Annotated in this window: 1 protein-coding gene (cut by a window edge); it reads left to right on the forward strand. The window is 70.1% G+C overall.

Going from position 1 to position 13,527, the window contains the following annotated elements:
- Nucleotides 1-13,527, forward strand: the 5' end (the start) of a protein-coding gene (locus SK803_RS10550) for a type I polyketide synthase (protein WP_319965665.1). 14,175 nt of this gene lie beyond the right edge of the window; 13,527 of the gene's 27,702 nt are visible here — the first part of the coding sequence; it begins with the start codon at nucleotides 1-3; its stop codon lies beyond the right edge, outside the window.

Genomic DNA, 13,527 nt, shown 5'->3' on the forward strand with positions numbered 1-13,527 from the left:
GTGCAGGAAGAGCAGCAGGACAAGGTTGCCGACTACCTGAGGCGAGTCACGGTCGAGTTGCGCCGGGCTCGTGAACGCGTCCTCGAGCTGGAGCAGAAGCACAGCGAGCCCATCGCGATCGTGGGCATGTCGTGCCGCTTCCCAGGCGGGGTGACCACACCCGAGCAGCTGTGGGAAGCCGTTGTCGCGGAACGGGACCTGGTCTCGCCGTTCCCGGCGGACCGCGGCTGGGACCTGTCGTCGTTGCGCGCCGGTGCCTCTTTGGCACAGGAGGGCGGTTTCCTGACCGATCTCGCCTCCTTCGACGCCGACTTCTTCGGCATCTCGCCGCGCGAGGCCCTCGGCATGGACCCGCAGCAGCGCATGATGCTGGAGCTGACGTGGGAGGCCCTGGAGCGCGCGGGCCTGGATCCCGCGGGCCTGCGCGGCTCGCAGACCGGCGTCTTCGTGGGCACGAACGGCCAGGACTACGCGGATCTGGTGTCGGTGGACGGCGACGGGCACGCCTCCACCGGCCTCATCGCGTCCGTGCTTTCCGGCCGTCTCTCCTACACCTTCGGCTTCGAGGGTCCCGCGGTTTCCGTCGACACCGCCTGCTCCTCCTCTTCCGTCGCCATGCACCTCGCCATGCAGGCGCTTCGTTCCGGTGAATGCTCGCTGGCACTGGCCGGCGGCGTCACGATCATGGCCACGCCGGACTCCTTCATCGAGTTCACCCTGCAACGCGGCCTCGCCGCCGACGGCCGCTGCAAGGCCTTCTCGGACTCCGCCGACGGCGTGGGCTGGGCCGAGGGCGCCGGCATGCTGGTGCTGGAACGCCTGTCCGACGCCGTTGCTCACGGCCACCAGGTCCTGGGCCTGCTGCGCGGTTCGGCCGTCAACCAGGACGGCGCCTCCAACGGCCTCACCGCGCCGAACGGCCCTTCGCAGCAACGCGTGATCCGCGCGGCGCTGGCCTCCGCCGGTCTCTCACCCGCTGACGTCGACGCTGTCGAGGCGCACGGCACCGGCACGACTTTGGGTGACCCGATCGAGGCCGCCGCCCTGATCGCGACCTATGGCCAAGACCGCGCGGTGCCGCTGTACGTCGGCTCGATCAAGTCGAACATCGGTCACACGCAGGCGGCGGCGGGCGTCGCCTCCGTGATCAAGGTGGTGCAGGCGATGCAGCACGGCGTCCTGCCGCGCACCCTGCACATCACCTCACCGTCGTCGCACGTCGATTGGTCCGCCGGCTCGGTGTCGTTGCTGACCTCCGCCACCCCGTGGCCTGTGGTGGACCGCCCCCGCCGAATCGGCATCTCGTCGTTCGGCGTCTCCGGCACCAACTCCCACCTGATCGTCGAAGCCGCAACCCCCACCCCCGAATCTGTGGACAACTCGGCGCCTGTGGACAACCCACCCGTTGTCGATCTCTCCCACCCGGATTCGTCGCCCCCTCGTGGGACGCTTGGAGTGGGGACCTCGGTCTCCCCCCGGGGGGCCCAGTCGGAATCGATTCCGACCCCGTGGCTGGTGTCGGCGAAGTCCGAGGCAGCGCTGGCCGGGCAGGTCGCGCAGCTGGCCGGGGTGAGCGCTGATCCGCGGGACGTCGGGTACTCGCTGTCGTTGCGCACGCTGTTCGACCACCGCGCGGTGGTGCTCGACGGTGCCGAGATCGCTCGCGGCACAGCCACCGAGAAGCAGCTCGCGATGCTGTTCACCGGGCAGGGTTCGCAGCGCCTCGGCATGGGGCGCGAGCTGTACGAGGCGTTCCCCGCGTTCCGTGCGGCGTTCGACGAGGTCGCGCAGCACCTCTCGGGTGTCCGCGAGGTCATGTGGGGCGACGACGCCGAAGCACTGAACCAGACCGGCCACGCGCAGCCCGCGATCTTCGCGCTGCAGGTCGCGCTCTACCGGCTGGCCGAGTCTTTCGGCATCCGGGCCGACCACCTCGCCGGCCACTCGATCGGCGAGATCGCCGCCGCGCACGTCGCGGGCGTGTTCAGCCTCGAAGACGCCGCGAAACTGGTCCAGGCTCGCGCGCGACTCATGCAGGCGCTGCCACGCGGCGGTGTGATGATCGCGCTTCAGGCCACCGAAGCCGAAGTCACCCCGCACCTCACGCCGGGTGTGTCCATCGCCGCGATCAACGGGCCCGACGCCCTCGTCGTCGCCGGTGTCGAAGAGGAAGCCCGCGCGGTCGTCGCGCAGTTCGACGGTCGCAAGACGAAGCAGCTGTCCGTCAGCCACGCGTTCCACTCGCCGCTGATGGACCCGATGCTCGACGACTTCCGTACCGCCATCAGCGACATCCGGTTCTCCGCTCCGGACATCCCCGGCCTGGGCGACGTCGCGAACGCCGAGTACTGGGTGCGCCACGTCCGCGCCACGGTCCGCTTCCACGACACCGTGACCAGCCTGGGCGACAAGAGGTTCCTGGAGATCGGCCCCGACGGCGTGCTGTCCGCGCTGGTCGACGGCGGCATCCCGACGCTGCGCAAGGACCGTCCCGAGCCACAGACGCTGATCACCGCCCTCGCCCGTCTGCACGTCGAAGGCACGAGCGTCGACTGGCAGCCGTTCTTCGCGGGCGCCACCAGGATCGGCCTGCCCACGTATGCGTTCCAGCGGCAGCGTTTCTGGCCGTCGACCAAGAAGAACGTCGACGCGTCCGGACTCGGCCTCACCGCGGTCGGCCACCCGCTGCTCGGCGCGGCGGTCGAGATGGCCGACGGCCAAGGCGCGCTGTTCACCAGCAAACTTTCCGTCGCGACCCAGCCCTGGCTCGCTGATCACGTCGTCGGCGGCCGGGTGTTGTTCCCCGGCACCGCTTTCGTCGAACTGGCGTTGCGCGCGGGCGACGAACTGGGCCTCGACCGCCTCGACGAGCTCACCCTGTCCGCGCCGCTCGTGTTCGACGACGCGGTGCAGATCCAGGTCGCCGTCGGTGCCGAAGACGCCACCGGACGCCGTGCCATCACCGTGTACTCGCGGCTCGACCCAGACACGCCGTGGCTCGAGCACTGCACAGGTTTCCTCGCTTCCGGCATCGCCACGACCGACATCGACACGTCGGTGTGGCCGCCTGCCGGTGCGGAAGCGGTTGCGCTGGAAGGGTTCTACGAGCGACTCGCGGACAACGGCTTCGCGTACGGGCCGGCGTTCCAGGGGCTGCGCGCGGCCTGGAAACTGGGCGACGACGTCTACGCCGAGGTCGCCATCGCCGACGAAGCCGACCGCTACGGTCTGCACCCGGCACTGCTGGACGCCGCCCTGCACGCCGCGGACCTCAGCACGTCCGAAGGCGGTATGCCCTTCGCGTGGCAGGGTGTTTCGCTGCACGCGACCGGTGCTTCCGCACTGCGCGTGCGCATCCGGCCCCAGGGTGAGTCGTTCGCGATCGCCGCGACGGACCCCGACGGCACACCGGTCGTCTCGATCGACTCCCTCGTCACCCGCCCGATCCCCACCGACGACTCCGGGATCGCGCGCGAAGCGTTGTTCCACGTCGAATGGACGCCCGTCGCGCTGCCCACCGAGACCGCCGAGGTCGAGGTAGAGCACGTCATGTCCGACGGTGGTGGCCCAATCGAGGCCGCGCACGCCCTGACCTCGCGGGTGCTCGCGCGCCTGCAGCAGTGGATCGCGGACGAGCGGCAGGACCCTCTCGCTTTCGTGACGCGCCCCGGCGACCTGGGGGCGGCGGCGGTGTGGGGTCTGGTGCGGTCGGCGCAGACCGAGCATCCTGGCCGTTTCGTGCTGGTGGAGGCGGACGGCGAGGTGCCGGCCGAGGTCTTCGCACTCGACGAGCCGCAGATCCGGTTGCATGCCGGTGAAACCTTCGTGCCGCGCCTGGCCCGGCTGGCGCCAGCCGACGGACTCTCCTGGCAGGGCAAGGTTCTCATCACCGGCGGCACCGGCGGACTCGGCCTGGTGATCGCCCGGCACCTCGTCGCCACGCACGGCGTCCGCGACCTGCTGCTCGTCTCGCGCCGCGGCGAGGCCGACGTCGCGGAGCTGGAAGCGCTGGGAGCTCAAGTAACCGTCGAGGCGTGTGACGTCGCCGACCGCGCGGCCGTCGCAGACCTGCTGGCACGCCACGAGGTCCGAGCCGTCGTACACACCGCCGGTGTCCTCGACGACGGCATCGTCGAGTCGCTCACGCCAGAGCGTCTGACGAACGTGTTGCGCCCCAAGGTCGACGCCGCGTGGCACCTGCACGAGCTGACCAAGGACCTCGACGCCTTCGTCGTGTTCTCCTCAGTCGCGGGCACGATCGGCACCGCCGGTCAGGGCAACTACGCCGCCGCGAACGCGTTCCTCGACGCCCTGATGGAACACCGCCGCAACGAGGGTCTCGCCGGTACGTCGCTCGCGTGGGGCCCGTGGATCGCGGGCATGCTGTCCGGCGCGGACGCGGAACGCATGGCGCGCACCGGAATCCCCGGCATCACCGTCGAGCAGGGCATCGAACTCTTCGACGCCGCGACGGGTGCGGCCAACGCCGTCCCGGTGCGCCTCGACCTGCCCGTGCTGCGCGGCCGCGGCGACATCCCGCCGATGCTGCGCGGCCTCATCAAGACCCGCCCGCGCCGCGTCGTCGCGGGTTCCGCCTCCGCGGTCTCGCTGGTCAGCCGGCTCGCCGGACTGGACGAGAACGGGCGTCTGGAAGCGTTGCTGGACCTCGTGCGCGGCCAGGTCGCCACCGTCCTCGGCCACGCGGGCACCGACGAGATCGACCCCGGCCGCGCCTTCCAGTCACTGGGCTTCGACTCGCTGACCGCCGTCGAACTCCGCAACCAGCTCACCACCGTCACAGGCTTGCGCCTGCCCGCGACGCTGATCTTCGACTACCCGAACGCCGGTGTGCTGGCCGAATACCTGCGCGACGAACTCTTCGGCTCCGACGCGATCGTTCCCGCCGCCGAGGTGCGTGCCGCGGTCTCCGACGACCCGATCGTGATCGTCGGCATGGCCTGCCGCTACCCGGGAGGCGTGTCGTCGCCGGAAGACCTGTGGCACCTGGTCGTCGACGGCGTGGACGCGGTCACCGACTTCCCGTCCAACCGCGGCTGGGACGTCGATGCGCTCTACCACCCCGACCCCGACCACATCGGCACCTCCTACACCCGCTCCGGCGGCTTCCTGCACGACGCACCGCTGTTCGACCCGGCGTTCTTCGGCATGTCCCCGCGCGAGGCCCTCGCCACCGACTCGCAGCAGCGCCTGTTGCTGGAAACCGCCTGGGAATCCCTGGAACGCGCGGGCATCGACCCGGTCTCGTTGCGGGGCAGCGCGACGGGTGTGTTCGCCGGCGTCATGTACACCGACTACTCGGTCGTGATCAGCGGCAACGAGTTCGAGGGCTACCAGAGCATGGGCAGCGCCGGCACGTTCGCGTCCGGCCGCGTCTCCTACACCTTCGGCTTCGAAGGCCCGGCCGTCACCGTCGACACCGCGTGCTCTTCCTCTTTGGTAGCACTGCACCTGGCCTCCCAGGCCCTGCGCAACGGCGAGTGCTCCCTGGCCCTGGCCGGCGGTGTGACGGTGATGTCGACGCCGTCCACGTTCGTCGAGTTCTCCCGCCAGCGCGGCCTTTCCGCGGACGGCCGCTGCAAGTCCTTCTCCGACGCGGCCGACGGCGTGGGCTGGTCCGAGGGTGTAGGCCTCCTCGTGCTCGAACGCCAGTCCGACGCGCTGCGCTACGGCCACACCATCCTGGCCGTCGTACGCGGCTCGGCGATCAACCAGGACGGCGCCTCCAACGGCCTCACCGCCCCGAACGGTCCCTCGCAGCAACGCGTGATCCGCTCGGCCCTCGCCTCCGCGGGCCTGTCGGTCGCCGACGTCGACGTGGTCGAAGCGCACGGCACCGGCACGACCCTGGGCGACCCGATCGAAGCCCAGGCGCTGCTCGCCGTCTACGGCCAGGACCGCCCTTCACCGCTGCTGCTCGGCTCCGTCAAGTCCAACATCGGCCACTCGCAGGCCGCGGCAGGCGTCGCCGGCGTGATCAAGATGGTGCACGCGATGCACCACGGCCTGGTCCCCGCGACCCTGCACGCCGACGAGCCCTCCACCCACGTGGACTGGGAGGCCGGCGACATCACCCTCGTCACCTCCGCCACCTCGTGGCCTGAGGTCTCCCGTCCGCGCCGGGCGGGCGTCTCGTCGTTCGGCGTCTCGGGCACGAACGCGCACGTGATCTTGGAAGCTCCGGGCGGCCAGGAATTGTCGGACCTGCCTGAGATGATTGGGATGGGGGGTGGATCCCCCCAGGGGGCCAGCCAACCCGGATCGATTCAGGCAGTTCTGCCGTGGCTGGTGTCGGCGAAGTCGGCGACTGCGCTGGACTCACAGCTGGCTCGAGTGCTGGAGCTGGACGGCGACCCGCGGGACATCGGGTACTCGCTCGCGTTGAAGACGCGGTTCGACCACCGGGCCGTGGTGCTCGGCGGGCAGGTCATCGCCCAGGGTGTGGTGAGCGGGAAGCCGCTCGCGTATGTGTTCTCCGGGCAGGGTTCGCAGCGGCTGGGCATGGGGCGTGAGCTGTACGAGGCGTTTCCCGTGTTCGCGGGCGCGCTGGACGAGGTGTTGGAGCACCTCGAAGGCGTTCGCGACGTCATGTGGGGCGACGACGCCGAAGCGCTGAACCGGACCGGGCACACGCAGCCCGCGATCTTCGCTATCCAGGTCGCGTTGTACCGGTTGCTCGAGTCGTTCGGTGTGCGGCCGTCGAAGGTCGCCGGGCATTCGATCGGTGAGATCGCCGCCGCGCACGTCGCCGGAGTGCTCAGCCTCGAGGACGCGGCGAAGCTCGTCCGGGCGCGGGCGAACCTCATGCAGAACCTCCCGGCCGGTGGCGCGATGGTGTCGGTCATCGCGTCCGAAGAAGAGGTGCGCGCGCACCTGACCGATGGCGTGTCCATTGCTGCTGTCAACGGGCAGCGGTCGATCGTGATCGCCGGCGTCGAAGAAGAAGTCCTCGCCCTCGCGGACAAGTGGAAGAACAAGCGCCTGAAGGTCAGCCATGCGTTCCACTCGCCGTTGATGGAGCCGATGCTGGACGACTTCCGCGCGGCGATCGCGGACATCGCGTTCCACGAGCCGGTTGTCCAGATGTCAACATCCGGACAAGTGAACACAGTCGACTACTGGGTCAACCATGTGCGTGACGTGGTGCGCTTCCACGACAACGTCACTCGGCTGGGTGACGTCACGCTGGTCGAGATCGGTCCCGACGCACAGTTGACGGCGATGGTTGACGGGTTGATTCCGACGTTGACGCGCGTCAATTCTGACGTTGAATCAATGTTGACTGCACTCAGTCATGTACACGTTGACGGAATCAATGTTGATTGGGCGCAGCTGTACACCGGCGGTCGACGAGTCGACGTGCCCACCTACGCGTTCGACCACCAGTCGTTCTGGCCGGAGAGCACCTCGAAGTCGGACGTCCGGTCGGCTGGGCTGGGCGCGGTGGAGCACCCGTTGCTCGGTGCCGCCGTCGAACTCGCAGGAGGAGCGGGCCACCTGTTCACGGCGCGACTGTCGCGCCGGTCGTGGTTGAGCGACCACACCGTGCACGGCGCGGTGCTCGTGCCGGGTGCTGCTCTCGTCGAGCTGGCGGTGCGGGCGGCGGACGAGGTCGGGCTCGATCGCGTCGAGGAGCTCACGCTGGCCGCGCCGCTGGTGCTGCCGGAGAGCGGTGGCGTCCAGGTTCAGTTGATCGTGGGCGTCGAGGAGAACGGCCGCCGGTTGATCTCCGTGTACTCGCGCGCCGAGAGCGCGGTCGACGAGCCGTGGACGGAGCACGCCACCGGTGTGCTCGGGTCCGGCGCCGTGATCGCCGATGTCGGCGAGTGGCCTCCCCGCGCGGAGGCGATCGACGTCGCGGACGCCTATGAGCGGTTCGCGGAGAACGGCTTCGTGTACGGGCCCGCGTTCCAAGGGCTGCGGGCGGCGTGGCGTGACGGCGACACCGTGTTCGCCGAGGTCGCGTTGCCCGAGGGCGTGACGGCGAGCGGCTTCGGGCTGCACCCGGCGCTCCTCGACTCGGCGCTGCACGCCGCGTTGCTCGTCGACGACAGCGCCGGGTTGCCGTTCTCGTGGGAAGGCGTCTCGCTGCACGCGACCGGCGCGACGGCGTTGCGCGTCAAGCTCACCCGCAACGGCAGCAACCTCGCCATCGCCCTCGCGGACACCAGTGGCGCGCCGGTCGCGTCGGTCGACGCGCTGGTGGTGCGCGCGGTGTCGGCCGACCAGCTGGCCACGACCAACCGCGACTCGCTGTTCCAACTGGACTGGGTCGACGTCGAGCTGCCGGAAGAGCCCGCGGCGAACGTTGTGGTGGAGCACGTCGTTGCTGAGGGCGAGGTCGTCGAGGCCACGCATGCCCTGGTGGCGCAAGCGCTGGCGCGGCTGCAGGAGTGGATCGCCGAGGAGCGGCCCGAGAAGCTGGTGTTCGTCACCGGCAAGGGATGCCTGGCGGGTGCGGCTGTGCGCGGCCTGGTGCGGTCGGCGCAGACCGAGCACCCCGGCCGGTTCGGCCTCATCGACACCGACTCGGGCGAGCTCGTCGCGCGGGCGTTGGGCGTCGACGAGCCCGAGCTGACCATCCGTGACGGCGTCGTGCAGGCCGCTCGCCTCGCGCGAGTGGCCGGAACCCAGCGTGAAGTCACTTGGCAGGGGCCGGTGCTGATCACTGGCGGCACCGGTGGCCTGGGCGGTGTCATCGCGAAACACCTTGTCGCGCAGGGTGTTGACGAGTTGGTTCTGGTCAGCCGTCGTGGCGAAAAGCCATCGTGGGTGGAAGAGCTGGACGCGCGTGTCACCGTCGCGAAGTGTGACGTGTCGGACCGCAAAGCCGTGCAGAAGCTGCTGAAGAAGCACCCGGTCCGGTCGATCGTGCACGCCGCCGGTGTGCTGGACGACGGCGTGATCGAGTCGCTCACAGCGGAGCGTCTCACGAACGTCCTCAAGCCCAAGGTCGACGCCGCCTGGAACCTGCACGAACTGGCGGGTGACCTCGACCGGTTCGTGCTCTTCTCGTCCGTCGCCGGCACGCTCGGCAGCGCGGGGCAGGGCAACTACGCCGCGGCCAACGCGTTCCTCGACGCCCTCGCCGCGCACCGGCCGAACACCGTGTCGCTGGCCTGGGGTGCCTGGGAAGGCGGCATGGCCGGATATCTGTCCGAAGTGGACGTCGAACGCATGCGCCGCGCCGGCATGCCACCGATCTCGGTCGAGCAGGGCGTCGAGCTGTTCGACACGGCCATCGCACACGGAGGCGCCGCGCTGGCGCCGTTCCGGCTCGACCTCGCGGTGCTGCGGGCGAAAGGCGAGGTGGCGCCGGTGCTGCGCGGCCTGGTCCGGACGCGCTCGAAGCGTGCGGTCGCGGGTTCGGACACCGCCGTCACACTCGTCTCCCGCCTGTCGGCGATGTCAGAGGCGGACCGGCTGGAGGCGTTGCTCGACGTCGTTCGCACTGAGGTCGCGGGCGTTCTCGGGCACGGCGGCGCACACTCGGTCGATCCGGCGCACCAGTTCCGCGACCTCGGCTTCGACTCGCTGACCGCCGTCGAACTGCGCAACCGGCTGACGGCGTCCACCGGCATCCGCCTGCCCGCGACGCTGATCTTCGACTACCCGACGTCCGGCGCGCTGGCGTCCTACCTGCGCGATGAACTGCTCGGTGGCGTTGCGCCCGCCCCGGGCCTGCCAGTGCTGCTGTCCACTTCGGACGATCCAATCGTGATCGTCGGCATGGCCTGCCGCTATCCCGGTGGCGTCACGACGCCGGAAGAGCTGTGGCGGCTCGTGATGGACGAGGTCGACGCGGTCAGCGGGTTCCCGGCCGACCGCGGCTGGGACCTCGAAGGCCTGTACCACCCGGATCCCGACCACATCGGCACCTCCTACACGCGCTCCGGTGGGTTCCTGCACGACGCGGCCGACTTCGATCCGTTGTTCTTCGGCATGTCACCGCGTGAGGCCCTGGCGACCGACACCCAGCAACGCCTGCTGCTGGAAACCGCGTGGGAGGCCATCGAACGCGCCGGCATCGACCCGACGTCGTTGCGGGGGAGCGCGACCGGTGTGTTCACCGGCTTGATGTACAACGACTACCAGTCCGTCGTCGGTGGCGGCGACATGGAAGGACACCAGGGCCAGGGCAGCGCGGGCAGCGTCGCGTCGGGTCGCGTGTCCTACGTGTTCGGGTTCGAGGGACCCGCGGTCACCGTCGACACGGCGTGTTCGTCGTCGCTGGTCGCGATGCACTGGGCGATCCAGTCGCTGCGGTCGGGGGAGTGCTCGCTGGCGCTGGCCGGTGGTGTGACGGTGATGTCCACGCCGTCGACGTTCATCGAGTTCTCGCGCCAGCGCGGCGTTTCCGAGGACGGCCGCTCCAAAGCCTTCTCCGATTCCGCGGACGGCGTCGGCTGGGCCGAGGGCATCGGCCAGGTCGTGCTGGAGCGCCAGTCCGACGCACTGCGCAACGGTCACCGGATCCTCGCGGTGGTTCGTGGTTCCGCGGTCAACCAGGACGGCGCCTCGAACGGGTTGACGGCACCGAACGGCCCTTCGCAGCAACGGGTGATCCGCGCCGCGCTGGCCTCGGCGGGTCTGTCCGTCACCGATGTCGACGCCGTCGAAGCGCACGGCACCGGAACGCCGCTGGGCGACCCGATCGAGGCCCAGGCGCTGCTCGCCACGTACGGCCAGGGCCGCGCCGAACCGCTGCTGCTCGGCTCCATCAAGTCAAACATCGGCCACTCCCAGGCCGCCGCCGGTGTCGCATCGGTGATCAAGATGGTGCAGGCGCTGCACCACGGCGTGCTGCCGCGCACCCTGCACGTCACCGAGCCGTCGTCACACGTCGACTGGGAGGCCGGTGACGTCGAACTGCTGACCTCGACGCGCTCTTGGCCCGAGGTCTCCCGCCCGCGCCGCGCGGGTGTCTCGTCGTTCGGTGTATCGGGCACGAACGCGCATGTGATCTTGGAAGCTCCGGGCGGCCAGGAATTGTCGGACCTGCCTGAGATGATTGGGATGGGGGGTGGATCCCCCCAGGGGGCCAGCCAACCCGTATCGATTCAGGCGGGGGCAGGCGCGCTCGGCGCGGCCAGTGCAGGCAGTGGCAGCGGTGACGACAGCTGGGACGGCGTGCCGTGGCTGGTGTCGGCCAAGTCGGCGGAAGCGCTGGCAGCCCAGGTCGAGCGGGTCAGGGCGGTGAAGGCTGACGCGGTCGACGTCGGGTTCACGCTTGCTGCGCGGGCGAGTTTCGATCACCGGGCGGTGGTGATCGGGGAGGACGTGATCACCGGTCAGGTCACGCCCGCGGGCAAGACCGTGTTCGTGTTCCCAGGCCAGGGTTCGCAATGGGTCGGCATGGGCCGTGAGCTGCTGGCCACCAACAAGGTGTTCGCGCGCCGGATCGCGGAGTGCGACGCGGCGCTGCGGCCGTTCGTCGGCTGGTCGTTGATCGAGGTGCTCCAGGACGAGCAGCCGCTGGACCAGGTCGACGTCGTGCAGCCCGTGCTGTGGGCGGTGATGGTGTCGCTGGCCGAGGTGTGGCGCTCGTACGGCGTTGAGCCGCATGCGGTTGTCGGGCATTCGCAGGGCGAGATCGCGGCGGCGGCGGTCGCCGGGGCGCTCAGCCTGGAGGACGCGGCGCGGGTGGTGGCGTTGCGCTCGCAGGCTGTCGACGAGGCGTTGTCGCGGCGCGGTGGCATGTTGTCGGTGTCGCTGCCCGTCGACGAGGTGCGGCCGCGGATCGCGCGCTATGAGGACCGGGTCGCGGTCGCGGCGGTCAACGGGCCGCGGTCGACCGTGGTCGCGGGTGAGGTGGAGGCGCTCGCCGAGATCGTGGCCGAGTGCGTGGCGCAGGACGTCCGGGCGCGGATGATCGCGGTCGACTACGCGTCGCACACCCCGCAGGTCGAGGCGATCCGCGAGCGGGTGCTGGCGGATCTCGCGAGCATCGAGCCGCGGACCGGCACGGTTCCGTTGTACTCCACGGTCACCGGCGAGCCGATCGACACCGCGATCATGGACGCCGGCTACTGGTTCACCAACCTGCGGCAGACCGTCGAGTTCCAGAACGCCACGAACGCCTTGCTGCGCGACGGTTTCCGGTTCTTCGTCGAGCCCAGCGCGCACCCGGTGCTGACGATCGGCGTCGAGCAGACCGTCGAAGCCGCGGACACCGAGGCCGTGGTGCTCGGGACGCTGCGACGCAACGAAGGTGGGCGCGCGCAGCTGATCACGGCGCTAGCGCAGGCTCACGTGAGCGGCTTGAACGTCACGTGGGACGAGTTCTTCAACGGCGGCAAGCTGATCGACCTGCCGACGTACGCGTTCCAGCGGCAGCGGTTCTGGCCGGCCGGGCAGCTGCGGTCGGGTGACCCGTCGGGGCTCGGCCTCAGCGCGGTCGAGCACCCGTTGCTCGGCGCGGAGGTCAGCGTCGCGGGCGGCGACGACGTGCTGTTCACGTCGAGGCTGTCGACGCGCTCGCACCCGTGGCTCGCGGACCACGCCGTCAGCGGCACGGTTCTGTTGCCCGGCACGGCCTTCGTCGAACTCGCGGTCAGGGCCGGTGACGAGGTCGGCTGCGACAAGCTCGACGAGCTCACGATTTCCGCACCGCTCGTGCTCGACGGATCAGTGCAGCTGCAGGTCGCGGTGCGAGCCGAGGACGCCGGCGGACGCCGTCCGGTCGTGATCTACTCGCGCGCCGAGGACGACGCGCCGTGGATCGAGCACGCGTCTGGCTCACTCTCGCAAGGCAGCACCACGAACGACTTCGACGCGAGCGTGTGGCCGCCGAGTGCGGAAAGCGTTGACGTCGAAGGAGCTTACGAACGGTTCACGGACATGGGCTTCGAGTACGGGCCCGCGTTCCAGGGACTGCGTGCGGTGTGGCGGGACGGCGACGACGTCTACGCCGAGGTCACCACGCCCGGTGACACCACGGGTTTCGGGCTGCACCCGGCGCTGCTGGACTCGGCGCTGCACGCCGCGTTGCTCGCGAAGGACGGCGCGGGGCTGCCGTTCTCCTGGGAAGGCGTTTCGCTGCACGCCACTGGCGCGACGGAGCTGCGGGTCCGGTTGCGCTCCCACGGTGACGCGATGGAGATCGCGCTCGCCGACACCACGGGCCAGCCGGTCGCGACAGTCGAGTCGCTCGTCGTACGGCCCGTTGCGTTGCCGCAGAACGAGGTCGACCGCGACTCGCTGTTCCGGGTCGAGTGGACGCCTGTCGCACTGCCGTCCGAGGTGGCGGAAGGCGTTGTGATCGAGCACGTCGTGGGTGACGGCAACGTCATCGAGTCGACGCGCGCGCTCACGACTCGCGTGCTCGCCAAGCTCCAGCAGTGGATCTCCGCTGAACGCACCGAGCGCCTGGCTTTCGTGACACGCGAAGGGGATCTGGCCGCGCAGGCGGTGTGGGGCCTCGTGCGGTCGGCGCAGACCGAGCACCCCGGCCGGTTCGTGCTGGTCGACATCGACGACGATGCCGTTCTGCCACAGGCGCTTGCCGCT

It is taken from the genome of Lentzea miocenica (assembly GCF_033949945.1).
Lineage (GTDB): Bacteria > Actinomycetota > Actinomycetes > Mycobacteriales > Pseudonocardiaceae > Lentzea > Lentzea miocenica.